Origin of the sequence: Variovorax sp. J22P240 (genome assembly GCF_030316855.1) — a bacterium.
Taxonomy (GTDB): Bacteria; Pseudomonadota; Gammaproteobacteria; order Burkholderiales; family Burkholderiaceae_C; genus Variovorax.
In genome coordinates this window covers 815,294-838,279 of the sequence record NZ_JASZYR010000001.1, presented here as the reverse complement: position 1 = coordinate 838,279, position 22,986 = coordinate 815,294, and the positions used below count along the sequence as shown (strand labels likewise).

Annotated in this window: 25 protein-coding genes; 17 read left to right on the top strand and 8 right to left on the bottom strand. The window is 64.9% G+C overall.

What is annotated here, in order from left to right:
• Positions 1-33: 33 nt before the first annotated feature.
• Positions 34-1,983, top strand: a complete 1,950-nt coding sequence (locus tag QTI24_RS04040; RefSeq protein WP_286598487.1) for a serine/threonine protein kinase — start codon at positions 34-36, stop codon at positions 1,981-1,983.
• Positions 1,980-3,188 (top strand): OmpA family protein, encoded by a 1,209-nt coding sequence (locus tag QTI24_RS04035; protein WP_286598486.1) that lies wholly within the window; start codon positions 1,980-1,982, stop codon positions 3,186-3,188. Before QTI24_RS04040 ends, QTI24_RS04035 begins: the two co-directional genes overlap by 4 nt.
• 26 nt (positions 3,189-3,214) lie before the next feature.
• Here QTI24_RS04035 and QTI24_RS04030 read toward each other — a convergent pair whose 3' ends face one another.
• The gene (locus QTI24_RS04030) at positions 3,215-3,472 is read right to left on the bottom strand and encodes a hypothetical protein (RefSeq protein WP_286598484.1); all 258 of its coding nucleotides are present in this window, start codon (positions 3,470-3,472) and stop codon (positions 3,215-3,217) included.
• Positions 3,473-3,785: 313 nt separating this feature from the next.
• On the opposite strand from QTI24_RS04030, the gene QTI24_RS04025 reads away from it, so the two are divergent.
• Positions 3,786-4,301, top strand: a complete 516-nt coding sequence (locus QTI24_RS04025; protein ID WP_286598483.1) for a hypothetical protein — start codon at positions 3,786-3,788, stop codon at positions 4,299-4,301.
• Between the two features lie 5 nt (positions 4,302-4,306).
• On the opposite strand, the gene QTI24_RS04020 is transcribed toward QTI24_RS04025, so the two are convergent.
• Complete coding sequence (locus tag QTI24_RS04020; protein ID WP_286598482.1) at positions 4,307-5,023, bottom strand: GntR family transcriptional regulator; 717 nt, start codon at positions 5,021-5,023, stop codon at positions 4,307-4,309.
• 114 nt (positions 5,024-5,137) lie between these two features.
• On the opposite strand from QTI24_RS04020, the gene QTI24_RS04015 reads away from it, so the two are divergent.
• From QTI24_RS04015 to QTI24_RS03970, 10 genes are all read left to right on the top strand, one after another.
• A complete protein-coding gene (locus QTI24_RS04015; protein ID WP_286598480.1) occupies positions 5,138-6,109 on the top strand; it encodes a VOC family protein in 972 nt (323 codons plus the stop codon).
• A 54-nt stretch (positions 6,110-6,163) separates the two neighbouring features.
• Positions 6,164-7,018 (top strand): fumarylacetoacetate hydrolase family protein, encoded by an 855-nt coding sequence (locus QTI24_RS04010; protein ID WP_286598479.1) that lies wholly within the window; start codon positions 6,164-6,166, stop codon positions 7,016-7,018.
• 37 nt (positions 7,019-7,055) lie between these two features.
• On the top strand, positions 7,056-8,270 hold the full coding sequence (locus QTI24_RS04005) for an amino acid ABC transporter substrate-binding protein (RefSeq protein WP_286598477.1): 1,215 nt from the start codon (positions 7,056-7,058) through the stop codon (positions 8,268-8,270).
• 5 nt (positions 8,271-8,275) lie between these two features.
• Positions 8,276-9,136, top strand: a complete 861-nt coding sequence (locus QTI24_RS04000; protein ID WP_286598476.1) for a branched-chain amino acid ABC transporter permease — start codon at positions 8,276-8,278, stop codon at positions 9,134-9,136.
• Positions 9,133-10,944: a branched-chain amino acid ABC transporter ATP-binding protein/permease gene (locus tag QTI24_RS03995; RefSeq protein WP_286598474.1), complete on the top strand. Its 1,812-nt coding sequence runs from the start codon at positions 9,133-9,135 to the stop codon at positions 10,942-10,944. The genes QTI24_RS04000 and QTI24_RS03995 overlap by 4 nt, the downstream gene beginning before the upstream one ends.
• A complete protein-coding gene (locus QTI24_RS03990; protein WP_286598472.1) occupies positions 10,937-11,662 on the top strand; it encodes an ABC transporter ATP-binding protein in 726 nt (241 codons plus the stop codon). Before QTI24_RS03995 ends, QTI24_RS03990 begins: the two co-directional genes overlap by 8 nt.
• Positions 11,663-11,765: 103 nt before the next feature.
• Entirely contained in the window at positions 11,766-12,233 is a 468-nt protein-coding gene (locus QTI24_RS03985) for an NADPH-dependent FMN reductase (protein WP_286598470.1), read from the top strand.
• Positions 12,234-12,276: 43 nt separating this feature from the next.
• Positions 12,277-12,699, top strand: coding sequence for an FHA domain-containing protein (locus QTI24_RS03980; RefSeq protein ID WP_286598468.1), 423 nt, complete (start codon positions 12,277-12,279; stop codon positions 12,697-12,699).
• 220 nt (positions 12,700-12,919) lie between these two features.
• Positions 12,920-14,209, top strand: coding sequence for an ESPR-type extended signal peptide-containing protein (locus QTI24_RS03975; protein ID WP_286598466.1), 1,290 nt, complete (start codon positions 12,920-12,922; stop codon positions 14,207-14,209).
• On the top strand, positions 14,206-16,143 hold the full coding sequence (locus QTI24_RS03970) for an autotransporter family protein (protein WP_286598465.1): 1,938 nt from the start codon (positions 14,206-14,208) through the stop codon (positions 16,141-16,143). Before QTI24_RS03975 ends, QTI24_RS03970 begins: the two co-directional genes overlap by 4 nt.
• Before the next feature lie 37 nt (positions 16,144-16,180).
• Here the strand turns inward: QTI24_RS03970 and QTI24_RS03965 are convergent, their stop codons facing one another.
• The gene (locus QTI24_RS03965) at positions 16,181-16,948 is read right to left on the bottom strand and encodes an META domain-containing protein (protein WP_286598464.1); all 768 of its coding nucleotides are present in this window, start codon (positions 16,946-16,948) and stop codon (positions 16,181-16,183) included.
• 112 nt (positions 16,949-17,060) lie between these two features.
• On the opposite strand from QTI24_RS03965, the gene QTI24_RS03960 reads away from it, so the two are divergent.
• Complete coding sequence (locus QTI24_RS03960; RefSeq protein WP_286598463.1) at positions 17,061-18,344, top strand: alpha/beta hydrolase; 1,284 nt, start codon at positions 17,061-17,063, stop codon at positions 18,342-18,344.
• Positions 18,345-18,353: 9 nt separating this feature from the next.
• On the opposite strand, the gene QTI24_RS03955 is transcribed toward QTI24_RS03960, so the two are convergent.
• From QTI24_RS03955 to QTI24_RS03945, 3 genes are all read right to left on the bottom strand, one after another.
• Positions 18,354-18,818, bottom strand: a complete 465-nt coding sequence (locus QTI24_RS03955) for an EVE domain-containing protein (RefSeq protein WP_286615688.1) — start codon at positions 18,816-18,818, stop codon at positions 18,354-18,356.
• A 40-nt stretch (positions 18,819-18,858) separates the two neighbouring features.
• Positions 18,859-19,875, bottom strand: coding sequence for a Bug family tripartite tricarboxylate transporter substrate binding protein (locus QTI24_RS03950; protein WP_286598459.1), 1,017 nt, complete (start codon positions 19,873-19,875; stop codon positions 18,859-18,861).
• 93 nt (positions 19,876-19,968) lie between these two features.
• Positions 19,969-20,535 (bottom strand): hypothetical protein, encoded by a 567-nt coding sequence (locus QTI24_RS03945; protein ID WP_286598457.1) that lies wholly within the window; start codon positions 20,533-20,535, stop codon positions 19,969-19,971.
• Between the two features lie 124 nt (positions 20,536-20,659).
• On the opposite strand from QTI24_RS03945, the gene QTI24_RS03940 reads away from it, so the two are divergent.
• Together QTI24_RS03940 and QTI24_RS03935 are read left to right on the top strand one after the other, a co-directional pair.
• Complete coding sequence (locus tag QTI24_RS03940) at positions 20,660-21,004, top strand: hypothetical protein (RefSeq protein WP_286598456.1); 345 nt, start codon at positions 20,660-20,662, stop codon at positions 21,002-21,004.
• Between the two features lie 106 nt (positions 21,005-21,110).
• Positions 21,111-21,317, top strand: coding sequence for a hypothetical protein (locus tag QTI24_RS03935; protein ID WP_286598455.1), 207 nt, complete (start codon positions 21,111-21,113; stop codon positions 21,315-21,317).
• Positions 21,318-21,337: 20 nt separating this feature from the next.
• Here the strand turns inward: QTI24_RS03935 and QTI24_RS03930 are convergent, their stop codons facing one another.
• Positions 21,338-22,072, bottom strand: coding sequence for a response regulator transcription factor (locus QTI24_RS03930; protein ID WP_336621880.1), 735 nt, complete (start codon positions 22,070-22,072; stop codon positions 21,338-21,340).
• Positions 22,073-22,232: 160 nt separating this feature from the next.
• Between QTI24_RS03930 and QTI24_RS03925 the strand changes: the two genes are divergently transcribed.
• On the top strand, positions 22,233-22,724 hold the full coding sequence (locus tag QTI24_RS03925) for an H-NS family nucleoid-associated regulatory protein (RefSeq protein WP_286598454.1): 492 nt from the start codon (positions 22,233-22,235) through the stop codon (positions 22,722-22,724).
• Between the two features lie 4 nt (positions 22,725-22,728).
• Here QTI24_RS03925 and QTI24_RS03920 read toward each other — a convergent pair whose 3' ends face one another.
• Positions 22,729-22,974: a hypothetical protein gene (locus QTI24_RS03920; RefSeq protein WP_286598452.1), complete on the bottom strand. Its 246-nt coding sequence runs from the start codon at positions 22,972-22,974 to the stop codon at positions 22,729-22,731.
• Between the last annotated feature and the right edge of the window lie 12 nt (positions 22,975-22,986).

Below are 22,986 nucleotides of genomic sequence, written 5' to 3'. Positions count from 1 at the left end.
GGCAAGCGTTCGCAAGACGCCCGCTGAAATTCAATGAGCCCTGTCATTTCATCCGATACGCGCACCGTGCCGGGCTCGGTGACGGGACGAGGCGCACATGAAAAACTGGCGCTGGAGTGGGCCGACATCACTCAGGGCAGCGCACATTCCTTGCCCGAAGGCATGCGGCTGCAGGACTACGAGATCGTCGGGCCCATCGGCGAAGGCGGGTTCGGCATCGTCTACCTGGCCTGGGACCATTCGCTGGAGCAACACGTCGCGATCAAGGAATACCTGCCGGCCATCCTGGCCTCGCGCGCCAGCGTGTCGCCGGCGGTCGTGGTCAAGTCGCAGCGCCACAAGGACGACTTCTGCCTCGGCATGCGCAGCTTCCTCAACGAGGCTCGGATCCTGGCCCGCTTCGACCATCCTTCGCTCGTTAGGGTGCTGCATTTCTGGGAAGGCAACGGCACGGCCTACATGGCCATGCCGTACTACGAGGGGCCGACCCTCGCGCGTGCGCTGGCGGAACTCGGCAGGGCGCCCGACGAAGCGGAGCTTTGCGGCTGGTTGCATCCGCTGCTGGATGCGCTCGGCACCATGCACGCTGCGAGTTGCTTCCATCGCGACATCGCTCCGGACAACATCCTGCTCACCGATCACGGCCCCGTGCTGCTCGATTTCGGCGCGGCGCGGAGGGTGATCGAGGGCGTCGGGCCCTCGCCGACGGTGGTGTTCAAGCCCGGCTTCGCGCCGATCGAGCAGTACGGCGAAGTCGCTTCGATGAAGCAAGGCGCCTGGACTGATCTGTACGCGCTCGCCAGCGTCGTCTACTCGGCCATCGTCGGGCAACCGCCGCCGCCGTCAATCGAACGCCTGATGGACGATCGGTTGAAGCCGCTTTCCGAGTTGGCACGTGGCCGCTACAGCGAGCCGTTCCTGGCCGCCATCGATGCCGCTCTGGCGCTGCACCCCCGCAACCGGCCCCAAAGCGCGGCCGAGTTCTGGACCATGTTGAGTTGTGGCCAGCAACTCCAGGACCTGGATCTTCTGCGTGCGGTGCGGCGGTCGGATGTGCCGTGCGGTGCGGCCCCTGCGCCCTTGGTTGTAGAGGTGCCGTCCGAGCCGACCATGCCGGGCGACGAGGGCATGGATGACATCTTCGCGGAACCGCCGATGGAGCCGGCGCCCGAGCGCACAGTCCCGCTCGCCGCCGACGAGAGCGATTCCGACGCGCGGGATTCGGAAGAAGCCGCCGATGTTGCGCTGCCACCGCTCGAGATTTCGGCACCCCATTTCCGGCCTCCCGTTTCCAACTGGCCGCCGCTGCACATGGCGCCGAGTGCAGCGCAAAGGCGAAACAGCCGGATCAAGATCGCTGCGCTGGCTGCCGCGGTCTTGTGCGTCGGATTGGTGGTGTTCGGCTACATCGATCGTGCCCCTTCGCCGACGGCGGCGCGTACACCCTTGCCCGGCACATCCGTGCCGGACCCGATCCCTCCACCCGCACCGACCGTGGCCGCGATCCCAAGGCCTGCTGCGGCGCCGGCCCGGGCCCCGGAGCCTGAGCCCATGTCGGCGACCGAGGCGCTTGCGTTGCCTGCGCCGTCTCGGGCGCCCGTCGTCCCGGGACCCGACGCGCCAGTGCCAACCGTGGAACCCGTCGTTGCAGCGCCGACATCCCCGCTGACTGATTCCGACCTCGCCGCGGCCGTCGAACCACCATCGCCGCGAAGCGAAACAAAGACGCCCCAAGTACGGGCACCCGCACCGGCTCGCAGGCCCGTCGCGCGTGCGCCCGTCGAACCTGTCCGCCAGACCCGCCGCGAAGCGCGCATTCCAGCGGCAGAGCAACCGGCTCAGCCGGTGAGTCCCGCCGTCGTACAGATGGTGTCGCCTGAGATCCCGCAGGTCCACAACAAGTGCACCGACATTCTTCAACGCGCCTCGCTGGGACCCGTCACGGCGGAAGAGGCGGCTATCTTGAGAAAGGGGTGTGAATGATGACCACGACCTTCGCTCGCTGGCTGCAAGCCGCATCCCTGACGGGCGTTCTGTCGCTCATGCTGGGACTGTCAGGCTGCGCAGCACCACCCGTCGCCAGTTCATCGAAGACCGAACTTCCCTTCGACCAGGCCGTGGCGCAGGCGACCGACGGCCTGGTCAAGCAGACGCAGAAAGGTCCGGCTTTTCTCGCCAAGATGGGATCGAAGCGAAGCGTGGTGCTCGACCCGATGGTCGATGCCGGAAGCGCACAGCAGACCGCTGCAACCCAGATGTTGCAGGACCGGGTGACGGAACGGTTGAACGCCAAGTTCGAGACGATGGAAATCATGCCATTCGACAGCGCGAACCTGGCTAAGGCCCGCTACTTGCTGACGGGCACGATGACCCGCCTGTCCGTCGATGAACCGCGCAGTCCGTTGCAGATCAACCTCGCGCTGACGGAACTGGCCAGCGGCACCGTCGTCGCCCAGTCGTCGGCCGTGGCGCGCGACGAGGGCCTGGATCACACGCCGCTGCCGTACTACCGCGACACGCCCGTGCCCACCAAGGACCGGGTGATCGAAGGCTACGTGCGCACCACCGCGACCCCGCCGGGCCAGCATGCGGATGCGTACTACCTCGAGCGTCTCGCGGCCGCGCCCGCGATCAAGGAGGGGACGGCGCACTACAACGCCCAGCGCTACCAGGACGCGCTGGCGCAGTACAGCGCTGCGGGCGGCGGGCCGACCGGCGAACAGTTGCGTGTGCTGAACGGCATCTATCTGAGTTCGGTGAAGCTCGGGCGCACAGCGGAGGCTGAGGACGCCTTCGGCAAGATCGTCGCCTATGGCATCGCCAACCAGCAGTTGGGAGTGAAGTTCCTGTTCAATCCGAACGCCACGACGTTCTGGTCGGAAACCAGGATCAGCGGGCCTTACACGATGTGGCTGCGCGAGATCGCCAGGGCCAGCGCCGATGCGAAGGTCTGCATGGACATCGTCGGCCATACCAGTCACACGGGGCCAGTCGCGTACAACGATCAGCTGTCGTTGCAGCGTGCCCGCTACATCCGCCAGCGCCTGATCGATGAATCGACCGTGCTCAGCGACCGCACGACGCCGAGCGGAAGGGGCTTTCGCGAGAACATCATCGGCAGCGGCACCGACGACGCGGTCGACGCGCTGGACCGCCGGGTCGAATTCAAGATCGTCGCCTGCAGCTGATCCGGTCGCCGGGGCAGGCGCGACCGTCAGACGGAAGCGCTGCCGCCTTGCGACGGCCAGAACTTGCGCCACCACGGGCGCTTGGTTTCGGACTGGACGTTCGAAGCGCTGGCGATCAAGTCCGCGGCAACCGATGCGCGGACACGCTCCCGCAGCGCGGTTTCGTAGGCATGCGCCGGGGCCCGGGCACTGCGATCACCTCGCAGTGCCTGACGGCGCCAAGCATGGGCATGCTCGGCGAGTTCGTCGTCAGTCAGGTCGTCGGGGTGGGGCATCTGTGTCATGTTGAACAGATTGTGACGCGTCGCGGCGGCCGACCGCTACCCGAAAATCACGCTGGGTCTGCCGCTTTCTCGGCCGGCTTGGCCGCAGGCGTCGGTCGCCGCGACACCTTGGCGTGGAGCCTCGACTCCACAGAGCTTCGTGTATTTGTGCGCAAATTCGCCAACCCGGCGAAAAGTAATCCATTCGATTACACGTAACGGTGTTTAACAATCGCGCCAAACTTTTTGGGTCTCGCGCGTCATGGAAACTTCTCGCTGGGTTAGAACGTTCCTTCGATTCCTGAGTGGCCTTCGTGGCGGACCCAGAAAGCGCGTGCCATCACGTTCGACGCCACGCGTCGTCGCATCGGGCCATCGTCCGGCGGCACACCCTGTGGCCAGGGAGCCGTTCCGATCGCCAGCGCCGGTCGCTCCGGTGTTCAAGCAGCCTGCTGTCTTTGTCGCTCCCGTGGAACAGGTCAAGGAGCGCAGTCCTCTCCCGCCGCTGCCGATCAAGACCGAAGCGCCGGCGCCCGTCGTCTCGCCGCCTCAGCCCGTCCGAGAAGTCGTGCAAGCGGTCGTGCAGCCCGAGCCCGAAGAGGCGCCTGCGACGGTCAAGCCCATGAGAACGCTGGAAGAGGTGCGGGCAGATCTGGCCCGGCTGCGCGCGAGTGCGAAAGAGCGGCATGCACAAGCCCTGGTCCCGGTCCGGCGCGATGTCGCGTTCGCTCCGACGGACTTCATGGACTTCGCCGAACCGGCAACTCCGCCAAGGGAGGATTCCGAATCGAGCTTCGAGGCCACGGCGTATCTCGACTTCACCACGCTGAAGCCGCGCGAAAGCACCTAGGCAGGCTAAGCGGCGACGTTTCCCGTCGGCGCGTCGGCGGGCGACAACGCCAGGTGGGGAGAGTTCAGCAAAAGTTGCGCCGTGTTGTCGAGGTGCTCGGCAATCAGCGCCTGCGCAGATTCGATATCCCTGTTGAGCACCGCGTCGACCAGCGCCTGGTGCTCGCCCTTGACGTCGCGCTCCGTCATCGCCAGTGGCGCCGAGAGCTGTCGATAGCGTTCGCTCTGCTGGTAGAGGATCTGGTGCATTCGCAACAGCCACTGGTTCGGGCAACCGGCCACCAGCGCCCGATGGAATTCGCCGTGGCTTTGCGCCCATTCGGCGCTGAGTTGCGTGGGGCGCTCCGCGTCGCGCTCGGCCACGCGCGAGAGGCGGTGAAAGGCCGAGACGATGGCGCCTTCCCAATCCAGGTCGCCATGGCGAATCGCCTCGGCCAGGCAAAGCTTTTCGATCTCGATGCGCGCCTTGACGAGGTGGAGCAACTCGACCGCCGACACCGGGCTCACCCGATAGCCGCGCGCCGGCTCCGACACCACCAGTGCCTCGGCCTCGAGCATGGCCAGGCCTTCGCGCACCGCGCCTGCGCTGACTTCGATTTCCTCGGCCAGCGCGGCGATGTTGAGCTTGGACCCGGGCAGCAACCGGCCGCCGACGATGGCCGTGCGCAGCCGTTCGTAGACGAGGCGTGTCTGGCTGATGCCTCTGCCGGGGCGCTCGTTCATCGCAGCCACTTCTTGTAAACCCTAACCATAGATAAATAACTTGTCGATATAGTTTGACGCAAAGAATATATTATTTCCAAGAAGCGTACAAACTTCGAACTGGAGCGAGACAACATGGCCGACATTCAGCTGCGCATCCGCAAGGATTCGAACCGCGCCGACGACCACAGCGTGCATTCGCTGGACCGCTTCGTCTTCACCGTGCCGGATCTCGATGAGGCGGCGCGTTTCTACGAGGCCTTTGGGCTTCAGGTCGAACGCAGGGATGGGCGGCTCGATCTGTACACGGTCGGTCATCCCCACGCATGGGGTTCGCTGTTTCAGGCGAGCGGCCCGAAGAAGCTTCAGTACCTGCGCTTCGGCTGCTTCACCGAGGACCTGGCGGCTGTCGCCGAGCGCATCGAGCGGCTGGGCGTCCCGCGCTGCGAGCCGCATCCGCTGGGCGATGCGGAAGGCATCTGGGTCAGGCATCCGGACGGTTTCCCTGTGCAGATCGTCGCGGCGCCGAAGAGCTCCCCGGATGCGCGTGCCGAACGCGTCGCGGAATCCGCGGTGCCGCTGGGCACCGGCGCTTCGCTCGCGCGATCTCGCATTCCGAAGGTCCGGCCGAGGCGGCTGTCGCATGTGCTGCTGTTTTCGCCCAACGTGGGCGATGCCATCGTGTTCTATCAGGATGCGCTCGGCCTGCGCCTCACCGATCGCTCGGGCGAGCTCGTGGTCTTCATGCACGGCGCGCACGGAAGCGACCACCACCTGGTCGCGATGGCCAAGTCCGACGGCCCGGGTCTTCACCACACCAGCTGGGACGTCGCCAGCATCGACGAGGTCGGGCGCGGCATGGAGCAGATGTACGCGGCGGGCTATCCGCGGGGGTGGGGCGTCGGGCGCCACGTACTGGGCTCCAACTACTTCTATTACGTGCGCGATCCGTGGGGAAGCCACGCCGAGTACTCCTACGACATCGACTATGTGCCCGGCGGCTTCGAGTGGCCCGCAGGCGACCATCCGCCCGAGGACTCCTTCTATGCCTGGGGCCCGGCGGTGCCGGAGGACTTCATCACCAACTACGAGATCCGCAACGGCTGAACTGCAGGCGTCGGTCCCTTCGGTATTCCCTTCACCTCACGGAAGACATCCAACATGCGCCTCGCAGCTTTCCAGAGCAACGGCCGGCCGGCCATTGGCCTGCGCCTCGATCAGGAGATCGTCAACCTCACGGCCGAAGGCCTGCCCGCCACCCTCGACGAGTTGCTGCGGGCCGGGCCTGAAGGGCTGGCGGCGGTGAAACGGGCCGGGACGTCGGCCCGTTCGCGGCTGCCGCTCGCCGACATCGACTGGCTGCCACCGGTGCAGATGCCATCGAAGGCGATCGCCGTCGGGCTCAATTACGTGGACCATGCGGCCGAAGGAAACTTCGAGCCTCCCAAGTACCCGGTGTTGTTCCACCGCTTTCCGTCTTCATGGGTTGGCCATGGCCAGCCGCTGGTGCGTCCGCACGTATCGACGCAGTTCGACTACGAAGGCGAGTTGGTGGTCGTCATCGGCAAAGCGGGCCGCTACATCGACAAGGGCAGGGCGCTCGACCACGTCGCGGGCTACTCGCTCTTCAACGATGGCTCGATCCGCGACTACCAGTTCAAGTCGGCGCAATGGATGATGGGCAAGAACTTCGATCGCTCCGGTGCCTTCGGCCCCGAGTTCGTCACGGCGGACGAGCTGCCGTCGGGCGCCACCGGCCTCAAGCTGCAGACCCGCCTCAACGGCCAGGTGCTGCAGGAGGCGAACACGCGCGACATGATCTTCGACGTCGCAACGCTGGTGTCGGTGTGCTCCGAGCCCTTTGCATTGCAGCCGGGCGACATCATCATCGCCGGCACGCCGGCGGGCGTGGGGTTCGCGCGCAAGCCGCCGATCTTCATGAAGGCGGGCGATGTGTGCGAGGTCGAGATCGAGGGCATCGGGCTGCTCTCGAATCCCGTCGTCGATGGAGACTGAGCCCTCTCGCTTCCCAGAACAACCACAGGAGACAAGCATGAACATGGACCGTCGATCCTTCGTTGCCGCCGCCGGCGCTCTGGGCGCCAGTGCGCTCTTGACTCATCCGGCATCGGCGCAGCCCGCCGGTGCACCCATCCGCGTCGGTGGCACGCTGGCACTCACGGGGCCGCTGTCGGCCACGGGCCTCGTGCACAAGCTCACCGGCGAGATCTATGTCGATGGACTCAACAAGCGCGGCGGCCTGCTGGGCCGGCCGGTCGAATGGGTGCTGAAGGACGACCAATCCAAGCCCGACCTGGCGCGCACGCTCTACGAGCAGCTCGTGACCTCCGACAAGGTGGACTTGCTCATCGGCCCGTACGCGACGGGCAACATCCTGTCGGCCATGGGCGTGGCGCAGCGCTACAACAAGACACTGGTGCACCATACCTTCGGCATACCGAACCTCGCGAAGTACGACCAGCAGTTTCCGGCATGGTCGATCGGGCCCGACCCCGAGAAGACGCTCCCGGCGCTGGTGCTCGATGCGCTGGCCGCTTCGGCAACACCGCCCAAGACCATCGCGGTCGTCACGAGCAAGTTCCCCTCGGTGCATTTCGTCGCGCTCGGTGCGCGCGAAGTCGCCAAGCAGCGCGGCCTGAAGGAAGTGATCTTCCTCGAGTGGGACTTCGGCAATCGCGACTTCGGCCCGATCGCCGGACGCGTGAAGGAAGCGAATCCGGATTTCATCTGGACCGGCGCGATCGGCCTGGAGGGCAACCAGCTGCTCGATGCCATGAAGAAGATCGACTACGCGCCGCTGCATCATTTCTATCACGTGCCCGCACCGGCGCCGATGCTCAAGGCGCCCGAAGCCAATGGCGCGCTGTCGATGACGATCTTCGAGGACCATCCGCCGTTCACCAACAATCCGGTAGCCGCCGAGTTCGTCAAGGTCTACCGTGAACGCGCCGCCCGCGCCGGCATGCCCGACACGGCCGTCGAGACTCAGGCCGCGGCGTCGTTCACAGCTTGGCAGCTCATCGAAGCCTCGGTGGTCGCCACCAAGGGCTTGGACGACAAGGCCATGGCCGCTTGGCTGCGGGCGAATCAGGTGGACACCATCCAGGGCAAGTTGCGCTTCAACGAGCGCGGCAACTTCGGTGCGGACCTGAGCCGCGTCAAGCAGGTGCAGAACGGCAAGTGGGTCACGGTCTGGCCCGCTGACTGGGCTGCCCCGGGCGCGAAGCTGCAAACGCGAGGCGCATAAGAAGGATGACCTTGCCCAGCGCCACGCTCCTGGCCCAGGCCGTTCTCGCGGGCCTCTTCACTGGCGCGCTCTACGGGCTGCTCGGGCTGGGGTTGAGCCTGTCGTGGGGGATGTTGCGGCAGATCAATCTGGCGCATTTCGCGCTCGCGTTCCTGGGGGCCTACCTGACCTACGAGTTGTCGAGCCATCGCGGTGTCGATCCGCTGCTCACGCTCGTCTTCATCGTGCCCTTGTTCTTCGTGCTGGGCGCGGCGCTGCATTGGGTGTTGGCGCGCTTCCGGGTGAGTCCCTTCAACTCGCTGCTCGTCACCTTCGGCATCACGGTGATCATCGAAGCGCTGCTGCAATGGACGTGGACGGCCGACTATCGCAAGCTGGAGTCGGCCTATGCGGAGCACAAACTGCGCCTCGGGCCGCTCTTCCTGCCGGTGCCTGAGTTGATCACGCTGGGTCTTGGCGTCAGCATCTCGCTGGCTGTGTGGCTTGCGCTGCTTCGTACCGATCTGGGCAAGGCGATGCGCGCCGCCGCGGAAGACGCGCCGATTGCCGCGGCCTTTGGCGTCAACCAGAACGCGCTGGCATTGATGCTCTCAGGTCTCAACGCTTCGCTGGCGGGGGTGGCGGGTGTCTGCATCGCGCTGGCCTATACGCTGTCGCCGTCGCAGATCTACGCATGGATCGGCGTTGTCTTCGCTGCCGTGATGCTGGGCGGCCTGGGCCGGCCGCTGGGGCCCTTGATTGCCGGCTGCATCATCGGCGTGACCGAGGCCGTCACCATGGCGGTGACCGCGCCGTCGTGGGCGCCGCTGGTGTCCTTTTCGCTGCTCATGCTCGTGTTGCTGGTGCGGCCGGGGAGGGTGGCGTGAAGCGTTCCCTGCTATGGATCCTTGCCGCGGGAGCGGGCCTTGCGGTCGTTCCCTGGCTTGGCCTGCCGGCCTTTTACGAGTCGATCCTCTATTTGGTGCTGCATTGGATCGCGCTCGCGACATCGTGGAACTTGTTGTCGGGCTACTCGGGCTACTTCTCCTTCGGGCACGGCGCCTTCTTCGGCATCGGCATGTACACCACGGCCACGCTGGCCACGCGATTCGACGTGCCCTTTCTCTGGACGCTGCCTGCCGCAGCCGCCATCGCGGCGGTGTTCGGCGCATTGCTCGGTGCCGTGGCGTTTCGGGTTCAGGCCGTGCGCGCCGAGCTGTTTTCGCTGCTGACGCTGGCCGCGACCTTCGTCGTCGCGACGATCATCCTCAACACGCCGATCGACGGCGGGCCGGGCGTCTACATGAGCGCGGTGCCAGTCCCGAAGATCGGGCCTTCGCCTTCGGGCACCTTCTATCTGCTCGCACTCCTCGCGGCGGTGCTCTCGGTGCTGGCTGCGATCGCGGTCTACTACTCGCGCTTCGGTACCGGCCTGTTCGCGATCCATGACGACGAGGACGTCGCCGAGGTCATGGGCGTGCCGACCTATCGCTACAAGCTGGGTGCCTTCGCGCTGTCCTGCGGCCTCGCCGGCGTGGTGGGCGGCGTACACGCGCTCTTCATCTCCTACGTGACGACCGGCGACACGTTCACCATCGCGATGCCGCTCACGGTGGTGCTGATGTCGGTGCTGGGCGGCACGCGGCACTGGGCCGGGCCGATCGTCGGTGCGACGGCCATCACGCTGCTGCTCTACGCCTTCACCGGAGGCGACAGCGCCATCATCGGCAAGGGGCTCACGGGTCTCGTGCTGATCGTCGTGATCCTCTTCATGCCCGAAGGCCTGCTGGGTCAGGCGCTGAAGTGGTGGGGCGCGCGCAAAGGTGGCATTGGGCGCGTCAGGCATGCGCCGATTGCCGCGCCTGCTGCAGTCCAGCCGACGCGATCCTTGCTGACGAGGGGTGCCGTGCTGTTGCGCGCGCAGGGCGTGCGCAAGTCGTTCAAGGGCGTGCAGGCACTGCGCGGGGTGGATCTCGAAGTGCGGCAGGGCGAGATCCTCGGGCTTCTCGGGCCCAATGGATCGGGCAAGTCCACCTTCATCAACGTGGCGAGCGGGCACTATGCCGTGACGGCTGGCTCGATCGAGTTCGCAGGCAAGCAGATTTCCGGCATCCCGGCGCATCGCATCGCGCATGGCGGCATCGCGCGCACGTATCAGATTCCGAGGCCCTTCGCGCATCTCACGGTGCTGGAAAACGTGGCATTGCCGGCGATGTTCGGCGCCGCCTCGCTGGACCGCCGCACCGCGGAAGCGGAGGCGTGGCAATGGCTTGCATTCACCGGACTCACCGAGCGCGCCCAGGCACTGCCGGGCGAACTCAATCTGCATCAGCGCAAGTTCCTCGAGTTCGCGCGGGCACTGGCATCGCGCCCGCAGGTGCTGATGCTCGACGAGGTGCTCTCGGGCCTCACGCCCTCGGAGATCGACGAAGCCGTGGCGCTCATCCGCCGGATTCGCGATCAGGGTGCAACCATCGTCTTCGTCGAGCATGTCATGCGCGCGGTGATGGCGCTATGCGATCGCGTCGTGATCTTCAATCGCGGCGAAGTTCTGGCCGAAGGCGCGCCTCGCGACGTGATGCAGCGACCTGAGGTGGTCGCCGCGTACCTGGGCCATGCGAAGGAAGAGGGCGCGCCCGTGTGCGCATCCGCCGCACCGGCGCCAGTCGCCGACTCGGAGCCGGCCCATGCTTGAACTGCAATCGATCCGCGTCGCATACGGTCAGGCAACCGCACTGTGGGATGTCTCGCTCTCCATCGGCCAGGGCGAACTTCTCTGCGTCGTTGGCCCGAACAGCGCGGGCAAGAGCACGCTCATCAACGCCATCGCCGGGCCGCATCGCATCAGCGCCGGGCACATGCTGTTCGATGGCCACGACATCTCGCGCCTCGCGCCGCATCGCTTCTGCGGCCGCGGTATCGCGCTGGTGCCCGAAGGCCGGCGCCTGTTCACCGAAATGACCGTGCGCGAGAACCTCGAGCTCGGCAGCTACCTTCCGGCGGCGCGCGCCGACCGCGCACGCTCGCTGGACCGAGTGTGTGCGCTGTTTCCGGCATTGACCGAGAAGCTGGCGCAGCCCGCCGGTTCGCTCTCTGGCGGCCAGCAGCAGATGGTGGCGATCGGCCGCGCGCTGATGGCGCAACCCAAGCTGCTGTTGCTCGATGAGCCTTCGCTGGGCCTCGCACCGAGCATCGTGCTCGACATGTTCGATGCCATCCGCCGGATTCACGCCGACGGCATCGCCGTACTGCTGGTGGAACAGAATGTGAGCATGGCGCTCGACATTGCGGAGCGCGCCGCAGTGCTGGAAGAAGGCCGCATCGTCGCCCTCGGTCGGCCCGACGAGCTGATGGCTCGCCCTGAACTGCGCCGCGCCTACCTCGGGCTCGAAGCCGACCACGCCACAATCTGAACATGAAACTACCCTGCAAAGTCGGCGTGATCGTCGGGAGCAACCGCCGCGAATCCATCAACCGCAAGCTCGCGCAAGCCATCGTGAGGCTGGGCTCGCCACCTTGAGCTTCGAGGACATTCGCATCGACGACATGCCGATGTACAACGGTGATCTCGAAGGCGCCAGGCCTGACACGGTGAACCGCTTTACCGCCGCCGTGGCTGCGTGTGATGCGGTCCTGATCGTCATGCCGGAGCACAACCGCTCATTGCCGGCGCTTCTTAAGAACGCGATCGACTGGGGTTCGAAGCCGAGCGACAAGAACGTCTGGCGCGACAAGCCTGCAGCCATCACGGGCACATCGCCGGGCGCTATCGGCACTGCGGTCGGTCAGCAGCACCTGCGGCAGATCCTCGGCATCCTCGGCGCGACGGTGATGGGCGGCGAGGCCTATGTCTCTTTCAAGCCCGACCTGCTGGATGCCGAAGGCAACATTGCCAACGAATCGACGCGGGTCTTTCTCCAGGCCTTCGTCGACAGATTCGCCGTACTGGTCGGAAAGCTCGCGTCCCACGCGCACGACAGCTGAAGTGCGAATAGCATTGCCATGCGACGACTGAGAGCGATACGGCATGCCCCACCTGATCACGACGACGGCCGCGGGAGAGACCAGCCAGGTCACTCTCAATCAGCACGACAACACGCTGGGGCGGGGCGCGCACAACAACATCGTGATCGAGTCCGCCCAGGCGAGTCGCCAGCATGCGGTCATCACCGTCGAGGCTGCGTTCACGACCATCACGGACCTGGGTAGCCGAAACGGCACATTCGTGAATGGCGACCGCGTCGAAAGCCAGGCGCTCGTTGACGGCGACATCATCCAGCTCGGCAACCACGAGATGCGGTTCGTCGAGGGCGACCAGGAGTTCAGCCGCGTCGAGGCCCAGCGCGTGCCCACTGTGCCCGGCTTTCCGCCCGACCTCGACCTCGATCGCGATCCCCATCACGAGCCGACAAGGCCGGATGTCCCGCACAGCCGACGCGGGAAGCTCTGAGTAGGTAGCCCCGACGGCGATCGGCCCCCGGATCGAATGCCAACTGCCGGAGCTCAAAGCGCATGGGCTTCGTGAAGTTGCAACTCAATTCAACAGGGTTGACAGCGAGCCGAAAACCGATCGTAGTAGACACCCGATGCGCTCTCACCTTGCGAGAACGGCCTCGTTGGACGGATCCTGGCGCGCAGGTTGGTCTGAGAAGAGTTAGAGGGGGTGAACCATGAATCGCGTATTCAGCATTGTCTGGAATGATTCGCAGCAGGTTTGGGCTGTCGTATCCGAGATGGCCAGGCACGGCAGGAAATCAACCACGAACACCGGCTCTCACTTGAAGTCCGAGTCGACCCGCAGGGTTCCCGCACTCCTCACACGGCAGCATCTCCCAGTTCTGACCGCATGCGGCGTCAGGTCGCTGATGGGTGCAACGGCAATGACCGGGACGGCGCTCGCTCTCGTTGGGATTGGCCTCGAATCCGCGCGTGCCCAGACTGTCGGACCGGGGAATCTAGCCAGCACGGTGATCGTCAATACCGGCACGACCACGATCGTCGGCGGCACCAACGTGTCAACGGCGACCGGTGCCGGCGCTCAAGTCGGTGGTGGCACATTGGTGATCGATCCGGCGGCCGGGCCAGCGCCAGGGCCGATCACCATCACGACATCGGGCCTTGGTGCAGGGGCCTCCGGCCTCTTTCTATCGGGACCGGGATCGATGATTGTCAACCCGGGTGTCACCATCAACACGACGGGCACCGGCTATGGCGTGCGGCTTTCCAATGCTGCTGCCATAGCTCAGTTGAACGGAACTTCGATTTCCCCCATTTCGATTTCCACCGTAGGAGCCACTACGTATGCCGTGCTGCTCAATATTTCCGGAGCGACGGCCACGTTCAATCATGCGTCGCTCCTGACGACGGGATCAGGCTCCAACGTCGTCAACATCAACAACGGCGCCGTCGCGACGGTCAACCTCATCGATACATCCATCACGGCCACCGGCAGCAATGCACGGGGGGTTCATCTTGAAGTCGCGGGGGATCGAGCGACCCTCCAGAGGGTGACGATCAACACTGCGGGCGGCAACGGCATTTTTAGCAATCGGGGAATCGTCGACATTTCCGACAGCTCGATCACCGCAGGCGGTACCGCCGGTATCGGGATTCAGGCCAATGGTGGAACCCTCGTCGGGAACCGAATCTCGGTAGTGACGAACGGCGCGGGTGGTTCCCACGGGATTTTTGCGCATGCTGGCGCTACGGTCACACTGGACCAGGCGACCGTTCGGAGTTCTTCTGCTACGGGTATTTACGTAACAGACGTAGGCACCACGCTGAGCGCAACCAACATCGACGTCATGAGCGGGGGCGGAACCGAGGGTGGCGTCAGGGTACAGAGTGGGGCACAAGGTTCCATGACCGGAGGCAGGATCGAAACCTCGGGGACGTCCAATCCGGCGTTATCGCGACCGGCCTCAATTCAGCGCTCACGGGCAACAACCTGGCGGTGGTGACGAGCGGTGCCACCGCCCCCGGCGCGCAAGTCGCCCAAGGCGCGACGCTCACCCTGAACGGCAGCCAGCTGACCGCTACTGGCACCGGCAGCACCGGCTTTCTGACATCCGCCGGCGCTGCGACGACTGTGAACACGGCTGCACTTTCCAATGTGACGCTCACAAGCCCGCAGGGTGCATCGATCTCCGCCACCGGTGGCGTGACCAACATGACGTTCGACAACTCGGTCGCGACCGTCAACGACGGGCGGTGGCTCAATGTCAGCGGCAATCTGACCACCTTGAACCTGACCGTGGACCCCTCCACCGTGCAGGGGGCGGCCATCACAGCTGCGAACAGCGTCAGCAATGTGACCTTCACCAATGGCTCGTTGTGGACGCTGACGGGCAACTCGAATGTGACCAGCCTCACGAACAATGCCGGCCAGATCATGTTCAGCCCGCCGCCCGGAATTCCGGGTGCGGGATCGACCTTCAAGACGCTGACCGCGGTCAACTACTCGGGCAGCGGCGGCACGATCGGTCTGAACACCTTCCTGGGAGGAGATGGTTCGCCGTCGGATCGGCTGATCATCAACGGCGGCACGGCGACGGGCCTGACAGGGCTTCGCATCGCCAATGCGGGGGGCCCCGGTGCCGTGACGCTCGGCAACGGCATCCAGCTGATCGATACGGTCAACGGTGGCACCACCGCCCCGGGGGCATTCGCCCTCAGCGGCCGCGTGGTCGAAGGCCCCTACGAATACCGACTCTTTCGTGGCAGTGCCGATGCCTCCAATGCGCAAGCCTGGTACCTGCGCTCGGAGCGCGAGATCGTGGTGCCTGCGCCCCCGCCCGAGGTGGCGCCTCCGCCCCCGCCGGGTGTGGCGCCTCCGCCGCCGCCCGGTGTGGCACCGCCCCCGCCGGGTGTGGCGCCTCCACCGCCGCCCGGTGCGGCGCCTCCGCCCCCGCCGATCGGCAAGGCGCCCCTGTACCGTCCCGAAGTCGGCGCCTATCTTGCCAACCAGCGTCAGGCGGCCGACATGTTCGTTCACAGTCTGCACGACCGCCTGGGCGAGCCCCAATGGATCGAGACCCAGAGCTTCGACAATCAAGACGACAAGCGCCGCTCCGGATGGCTGCGGGTCGTCGGCAGAACCGCCGACACCACCAGCCGGGACGGCAATTTCACCGCCGACACCGACACCAGCCTGATCCAGGGCGGCGGCGAGCTTGCGCGTTGGAACGTGGGCGGCGAGCGCGGCCGCCTCCAGCTGGGCGGCATGCTCGGCTACGGCGAGGCGCGCAGCGATGCGACCGCGGCCGGCAACACGGCGCAATCGCGTGGCAAGGCGGACGGCTGGAATCTGGGTGCCTACGGCACCTGGTACCAGAACGACGAGAGCAGGCTCGGCGCCTACGTCGATGTATGGGGCAGCTACGGCTGGTTCAAGAACACGGTGAACGGCGACTTGCTGCCCGAAGTGCGCTACGACTCGAAGGTGCTGACCGTGTCAGGCGAAGGGGGCTACGCGATGAAGATCCGCCAGGACAGCGACTGGATCATCGAGCCGCAGGCGCAGCTGATCTACCTTCACTACAGCGAAGACGACGTCCTCGAGACCAACGGCACACGCGTCGTCGACGGCGGCAACCAGAGCGGTTGGATCTCGCGCCTGGGACTGCGCACATACCGCACCTGGACGCGAGAGGACGGCCGCAAGTGGCAGCCGTACCTCACACTGAACTGGTGGCACGACAGCGTGGATGGCGCTCTGGCATTCAACCAGGTGGTTCTGGGGGACCTGTACCCCAAGAATCGCTACGAGGCGAAGGTGGGTGTCAATGCCGACCTGGGTCGTGGTTGGACCGGCTGGGGCAACCTGGGCTACCAGTGGGGCAGCCAGGACTACAGCGCCACGACCATCCGGCTGGGCGCCAAGTACACATGGTGATGCGCTGCCCGCATCCGCTCGGCGGTGTGAGGTCGGACTAGTTGGGCGTACTTTCGCGGGTGCCCGTCAACGTACGTTCGCCATCGGGACGATGCATGTCGAGGAGGGCGCCGCTGAAGGCCCACTTGCTCGTCGACTTCAACGCCGAGAGGAACTCCCGCTCCTGTTGCATCACGCCTTCGCCGGCGCACATCCGGCGCGTGGTGGCCACGGGGCCGACAGCGATCTGGTTGCCGTCGACCTTGTATGTAGCGCGGAAGGTGTTGCAGCCGGCGAAGCCCTTCACGAGCCCTCCCTTGAAAGATAGGTTGAGCGTCGTGCCGGGCATCGCGCTCACGACGGCCTGGCGACCGTTGTTGAATCCGGTGATGGTCGAGCTCAGGCCCTCCAGCGTGGGCGTGGGCTCGGCCTTGAACGACAGGATCGTCTCTCCGCTCTCCGCCTTCAGGCTGAGACGGCCGTCGGCCACGACGGGTCGAAAGGTGCCGGCCAGCGCGTGCTTGACGGCGTTTTCCACTGCCATCGAAGATGGGTCGCACGCCATCATGGAACCCGCCAAGGAGCCGATGACGAGGCGATCCTGCTTGACGGCATACGAACCGAAGTACCGATTGCAGCCCGAGAAGCCACTGATTCGACCGCGCTCCAAATGCGCCGTGACCGACTTGGGCCCTGAGGGGAGGGTGCCCGCGTCGAGCCCGCGAAGATCGGTGAGTTGCCATGTCGGCCCTTCGAACTCCGCGGCGGCCACCGGAATGGCGAGCGCTGCGAGCATGATCAGCGTCAGTGTTGGCTTGGCCTTCACGTCGAATCCTTCGTTCGTCCTGATGGGCTGCCATCTTAGCCACGAGCCGCGGCGATGATGAGCGCTTCAAACAACGCTATCGTGGCGTCCATCCATGTGTTCAAGAATGCCAATGAAATCCGCTCTCGAATCCGGCCTGGGCAAGGCTGTCGTGGCTGTTGTCGCTTTGCTGACGCTGAGTCTGCTGTCCGGTTGCGATTCGCATGTGCGGCTCATGCCGACGCCGGTCAGCTTCAGCAACGGCGATGTCGATCCTTTCGAGAAGATCGGTCCCAAGCTGAAGACCACCGACGTCCCCGTGCTGTACGCCACCAACCGGCTGGTGTTGATCGAGGAGCCCGAGCCCCTGCACACGATCGTGCCCACGGACGATCTGCGGATGGGTGTGGCACATGTCCGGGTCGGTGACGAGACGCTCGACTGGGAGACGCTTCACCGGCTCTCCACCAGCAACGATCCCGCGGAGAGGCCCATCGTCCATCTGGAGAGTCTCGAGCAGATGGCCGTGCTCAAGGCCAAGCAGGAGGTGAAGGATTCACCCGAGGCACAGGCCTTCTTCGCTCTCGTGAACAAGGCCCTGGAGGCGAGCTCGAACAGCGAATTGCTCATCTATGTGCATGGGTCCAACAACACCGTTCCGCGCGCGGCCGCGCAGGCGGCGCAGTTCCGGCATTTCACGGGGCGTCGGATGGTGGTGCTGGTCTTCATGTGGCCTTCCGCGGGATCGATTCTTCGCTACCTCACGGACGTCAGCAACGCCGCGCGGACGGTCGAACCCTTTGCGCGGCTGGTCGAGCTCCTGGCCGAGAACACCAAGGCATCGAGGATCGACGTGCTGGCCTACAGCGCGGGCGCGCAGGTGCTGAGCCCGGCGCTGGCACGTCTGGCGACGCCACGGCCAGGCGAATCGCACGAAGCGTTGCAGGCCCGCCTGCGTCTGGGCCAGATCTACTTCGCGGCGCCAGACATCGACACGCGGCGCTTCGTGAACGAACTGGGCGCGTACATCCACATCATCGATCGCGTCAGCATTGCGGCCAACCTCAATGATTCGGTGCTGCGCTTTGCCGCCATCGTCGGCCGCGCTTCGCGTGCCGGCCGGCCCAACCTCACCGAACTGAGCGCCGAGCAGACGAACTTCCTGGTGGAGGCATCGCAGAAACTGCGCTTCGACCTCATCCGCGTGGACCCCAACGACATTCCCAACCTGCCGGTGAGTTCGCACGCGTTCTGGTACGACGATCCCTGGGTCAGCGGCGACATGCTTGCGCAGTTCCTACTCAGCGCTCCGCCGCTGCGCCGCGGGCTCGACGAACAGAGGTCGCCCGGCGGTGCGCGCTACTGGACCTTTCCCTCCGATTTCTACGACCGGATCTACCGCCTGTTCAGACGCTGACAGCGTCCATCAGGCCAGCATCCTGTCGGTGATCAGGTGCCAGTGCACTTCGTCGACCGGGGTGATGGACAGTCGGTTGCCCCTGCGCAGCACGATCATGTCGGCCAACTCTGGCGTCGCGCGCATTTCGGGCAGGCCGAGCAGGCGGGTCTTGCGCAGGGCCTGCACATCCAGCAGCAGCCATTTCGGCGCTTCACGCCGCGAAGTCGAATCGTAGTAGGGCGAACCCGGATCGAATTGCGTCGGGTCCGGCCGCGTGCCGGATGCCACGCGGGCGATTCCCACGATCCCCGGCTGGGGGCAACTCGAGTGATAGAACAGCACGCCGTCGCCGACGTGCATCCCATCACGCATGAAGTTGCGCGCCTGGAAGCTGCGCACGCCGGTCCATGGCACCGTTGCGTCGGATGCGGCCAGTGCATCGTCGATCGAGCAGTCGTCGGGCTCGGATTTCATCAACCAATAGTGGGGCACTTCAATGTCTCTGGGCTTCTCGTGGGCAGAGGTGCAGGCCTCACTCGGCGCGAATGTCATTGGCCCGGACGACTTCGCCCAGCAGCTTGTAGTAGTGGCGGGTCAGCTCGCCCAACTGCTCGGGCGTGCCTCCGCCGGCATCGTCGCCGCGCTCGGCGATGGTCTTCTGCACGTTCGGATCCTTGAGCGCGCTGTTCATCGCCGTGTTGACTTTCTTGACGATGTCTGCGCTCAGTCCGGGCGGACCGTACAGCCCGATGAAGGAGATGATCTGGAAGTCCTTGATGCCTTTCTCCGTGGCAGTCGGCACATCCGGGAACGCAGGCACCCGCTTGGCGCCCGTGGACATCAAGGCCTTGAGCTGGCCGGACTTGAGGAATGGGGCAACCACCGACGAGGCGTCGAACATGGCGTTGACTCGCCCGGCGATCAGATCGGTCATCGCCGGGCTGCTGCCCTTGTAAGGGACGTGGTTCATCTTGGGCTTGCCGATGCGCTCGCGGAAGAGCTCCATGGCGGTCTGCACGAGGCTGCCGGGTCCGCCCGATGCATAGTCGATGCCGGTGCCCGCCTTGTCCTGTGCCTTGACCCAGGCGATGAATTCGGTCAGATCCTTGACTGGGAGGCTCGACGGTACGACCAGCATCAGCGACGAAGTCAGCAGCAGCCCGATGGGCACGAGCTTCAGCGGGTCGGCCATGGCCGTGTTGCGATAGGTGTGCGGGTTGAGCACCATGTTGCTGCCATTGCCCACGAGCAGCTTGTAGCCGTCGGGCGGCGCTTTCATGATGAAGTCGGTGGCGATGTTGCCGTTGGCACCCGGCTTGTTGTCGATCACCACACCCTGGCCCAGACTGGTCTGCATGCCCGCCGTGAGGATGCGGCCCGCGAAGTCAGTCTGCCCGCCGGGTGGGTAGCCGACCACCAGCGTCACCGCCCGGGTGGGCCATGCGCCTTGCGCCGCTCCCATGCCAGGCAACATGCCTGCGCCCAGGCCCAGGCCGAGTTGCAATGCGATGCGACGCGAAAGTGAGACGTCCGACTCGATGGGCAGCATGGTGTTCTCCCGACCTTGGCGAGGTCAATCGACGCATCATAGGAGCGTGCGGGGTGACTCACAAGGGAACCGGTGCCTTCGCGGCAGCGTCGGCTATGGATCGCTGCGTCGGCCGATCAGGCGCGCGAGGGCTGCGCGGAGCCCGGGCTTGTCTCTTGCGCCGGCTTCGATCGGTGTGGCGCGGTAGAGCGCTCGCTGCTCTTCGAGCACGATCTTGAGGGTTTCGAGGTTGCGCTCGCTGTAGACCCAGACGCCCGAGACGACGAAGTGGCCCGGTAAGGCGTCCGCCTTCGGTGCGATCTGGACATTGACCGCGCCGATGCGGTCCACCGTTTCAGCGCGCGACGTGGCCTGCTCCGCCCCGCCGCCCAGGACGTCGACCTGCCGCGTGAAAACGAAGCTGATCGCCTGGATCTGGTGAAAGTGCTCGGCAATGAAGGCGCAGATCTCCAGGAAAATCAGCCGGCCGACGTGGCGGCGTTCGTCACGGACGACACGGGTGGGCGTGAAGGCCTCGACGTGGATCTCCGTGCCCATGTTGAGCAATGGCACGGGGTCGAGCGTCCCGAGGAGCACGCTTCCGTCGTAAACCCACATGGGCTGGCCCAACTCATAGACGCTGGCTGCCGGCCCGGTGATCCGCAGTTTCTTGAAGGTCATGAATGGCGTGTGAGGCTGGCCTCATGGCTGACTTGCGCGCACACGAGTTGAAGACTTTTTCTTCCAACGAGACTGTAGTCGGTGCGAATTGCACGCCCTGCCTGGCTTGAAGATAGATTCGACGATGAGAAGACGAATTTCACACATCGGCCATCGGCCACACAAGGAACTGTCCAATGAAAGCGTTGATTTTGATTGTCGCGGCGTTGTTGTGCGGTTGCGGGCAACCGCTTTCGACCGCAATGCAGCCCCCGCAGTCCGGCAACTTTTGCGCTGCACCGGTATCTGGCGGCTGCCTGGGATGCGACATTGCTTGTCCAGCGAAAGCGCGGCCTTCCTGCAAGGCCGGAACCAGTACGGCGTCCAACGCCGCGGGCTTCTGTACCCGCGCGGCATCGTGCACGTGCGAATGAGTCCGCGTATCGACAGGAAGCCGAGCGCAGAGATCGACGCAAATCGTGATATCTGACCGGTTCAGAGCGTGAGCAACTGCTCAGGATGCGCCAAACGGCGGATGCCCAAAGGACGGGTGAACGTGCAGACTGAGGGCCACCGCAACACGAAGAGGTCGAGGAATGGAATTCATGCACTGGGTCTGCATTGGCGCCGCATTGGCCGTGGGGGCAACGGGTTGGTTCCTTGTGGTTCCCCTGTACCGCGGCTGGCGGCCACTGAATGAGCGGATGACCGATCAGGTCACGCAATCCGCCGCCCTGGTCAAGGAATGCACCAGCACGATGGGCGCGGGCACGGCCTTCGGGCGCCTTTCGACGATTCGCTGATCGGTGGGCGTTCTGTCTGCTCAGATCCCGGAGCCGTTGGAGAACTGATCGGCCTGCTGGCCTAGTAATCCTTTCGTCCTCGCGTAGTGCAGGGCCTGCGTCCGACTGCTGACGCCGATGCGCTTGTACAGCCGCCACATGTGCACCTTGACCGTGTCTTCGCTGATCTCCAGACGCTGGGCCATCTCGCGATTGCCCAGTCCTTCATTGAGCAGTTGCACCAACTGGCGCTGGCGCTTCGTCATTGGATCTCCTGAGGCGAGCGCTTCATCGCAGTCTGCGTCGTTGTCGACCGGATCGACGAGCAGCGCTCGCAGCGATGACGTCAGTTGCGTGGCGCCACTGGCCTTGTCGATATAGATATCCGCACCGTGCGCGAGACATTGCGCCTCCATGTCAGCCGCCGGAGAGGCCGAATAGACGGCGAGCGGGACACCCGAGAAGCACTGCTTCACGGCAATTACACCGGAGCAGCCGGTGGTGTCCGGCAGATTCAGGTCCAGGCAGACCAGGTCGGGCGCACCGTGCTTGACGACGGCGTCGTCCAATCGGGACAGTCGGTCCAATTCGACGATGTTGGCCGCGGGGCGCACCCTGCGTAGCACCATGGAGACTGCGTCTCGCATGAGTGGATGGTCGTCGATCACATAAATGCTCATGTCGTCTTTGCCAAACTTATCGAGTTGCTTTGAGCTTTTGATCCTCGCATGCCAGAGCTCGCATGAAGTGGCAGTGCTGTTCGACCAGATGGACATGTCGCGGCGTTTGTCACGTTCGCGGGAGTTTGAAGGCAAAAAAAATAGCATTGTTCCCACAGAAAAACAGATGTTTCAAAGAGGGAAAAGGACTCTTCTGGAGGCGTCATGACCGTTGGGATTAAGCTACGCCTCTTGATTGATTAGACAAAGACGACTTATGACCCAAACTTATTCACAACTTCAGAAGAAGATCGCGACGCTGCAGCGACAGGCCGATGCCCTTCGCGAGAAAGAGGTCTCAGGCGTGATCTCGCGCATCAAGGTGGCGATCGATCACTACGGATTGACCGCGCACCAACTCGGTTTTGGCGCTGCGCCTGCCGCCGTCCGGAAGTCCGCGACGAAGAATGCAGCCACAGTCAAGGGCGCCAAATACAGCGATGGCGATGGCAATGCTTGGTCGGGTCGCGGGCCACGTCCGCATTGGCTTCGCGATGCATTGGCCTCGGGCCGATCGCTCGACGAATTCATGAGCGGCACTCCGGCCGCGCCGGCCAAGAAGGCCAAGACTCGCAAGTTCAAGCGCCGCCCGTCGTCCGTGCTCTATCGCGATGGCAGCGGACACTCGTGGACTGGCCGCGGGCCTCAGCCGCGCTGGATGAAAGAGGCCTTGGCCAGCGGAAAGACGCTCGAGGACCTGAAAGGCTGAAGCCTCAGACCAGTGCGCCGGGCATCGTCATGATGTCCCAGGCGCCGCCGAAGCCACTCGGAATGGGGCGATCATCCGTCGCCTTGATGGCGCCCAGCACCTGACGCCCAGCCTCCTGCGCCGCCTGGTACGAAGGCAGCGGCCCGGACGCGGAATCGATGAGGGTGGGGGAGAGGCGAAGCCACCCTCCCGTCAGAACGATCATCCAGTAGTAGTGCCCGGCGATGGGTTCTTCGACGACGAGGCTCAAGGCTGGCTTCAT

Excerpts from the sequence above, each read along its gene's own strand:
- QTI24_RS04000 (WP_286598476.1), top strand. The coding sequence starts at position 8,276 with ATGACCTTGCCCAGCGCCACGCTCCTGGCCCAGGCCGTTCTCGCGGGC.
- QTI24_RS04030 (WP_286598484.1), bottom strand. The coding sequence starts at position 3,472 with ATGACACAGATGCCCCACCCCGACGACCTGACTGACGACGAACTCGCC.
- QTI24_RS04040 (WP_286598487.1), top strand. The coding sequence starts at position 34 with ATGAGCCCTGTCATTTCATCCGATACGCGCACCGTGCCGGGCTCGGTG.
- QTI24_RS03980 (WP_286598468.1), top strand. The coding sequence starts at position 12,277 with ATGCCCCACCTGATCACGACGACGGCCGCGGGAGAGACCAGCCAGGTC.
- QTI24_RS03930 (WP_336621880.1), bottom strand. The coding sequence starts at position 22,072 with ATGTCCATCTGGTCGAACAGCACTGCCACTTCATGCGAGCTCTGGCAT.
- QTI24_RS03975 (WP_286598466.1), top strand. The coding sequence starts at position 12,920 with ATGAATCGCGTATTCAGCATTGTCTGGAATGATTCGCAGCAGGTTTGG.
- QTI24_RS03925 (WP_286598454.1), top strand. The coding sequence starts at position 22,233 with ATGACCCAAACTTATTCACAACTTCAGAAGAAGATCGCGACGCTGCAG.
- QTI24_RS04020 (WP_286598482.1), bottom strand. The coding sequence starts at position 5,023 with ATGAACGAGCGCCCCGGCAGAGGCATCAGCCAGACACGCCTCGTCTAC.
- QTI24_RS03945 (WP_286598457.1), bottom strand. The coding sequence starts at position 20,535 with ATGACCTTCAAGAAACTGCGGATCACCGGGCCGGCAGCCAGCGTCTAT.
- QTI24_RS03950 (WP_286598459.1), bottom strand. The coding sequence starts at position 19,875 with ATGCTGCCCATCGAGTCGGACGTCTCACTTTCGCGTCGCATCGCATTG.
- QTI24_RS03935 (WP_286598455.1), top strand. The coding sequence starts at position 21,111 with ATGGAATTCATGCACTGGGTCTGCATTGGCGCCGCATTGGCCGTGGGG.
- QTI24_RS03960 (WP_286598463.1), top strand. The coding sequence starts at position 17,061 with ATGAAATCCGCTCTCGAATCCGGCCTGGGCAAGGCTGTCGTGGCTGTT.
- QTI24_RS04035 (WP_286598486.1), top strand. The coding sequence starts at position 1,980 with ATGATGACCACGACCTTCGCTCGCTGGCTGCAAGCCGCATCCCTGACG.
- QTI24_RS04005 (WP_286598477.1), top strand. The coding sequence starts at position 7,056 with ATGAACATGGACCGTCGATCCTTCGTTGCCGCCGCCGGCGCTCTGGGC.
- QTI24_RS03940 (WP_286598456.1), top strand. The coding sequence starts at position 20,660 with ATGAGAAGACGAATTTCACACATCGGCCATCGGCCACACAAGGAACTG.
- QTI24_RS03990 (WP_286598472.1), top strand. The coding sequence starts at position 10,937 with ATGCTTGAACTGCAATCGATCCGCGTCGCATACGGTCAGGCAACCGCA.
- QTI24_RS04015 (WP_286598480.1), top strand. The coding sequence starts at position 5,138 with ATGGCCGACATTCAGCTGCGCATCCGCAAGGATTCGAACCGCGCCGAC.
- QTI24_RS04010 (WP_286598479.1), top strand. The coding sequence starts at position 6,164 with ATGCGCCTCGCAGCTTTCCAGAGCAACGGCCGGCCGGCCATTGGCCTG.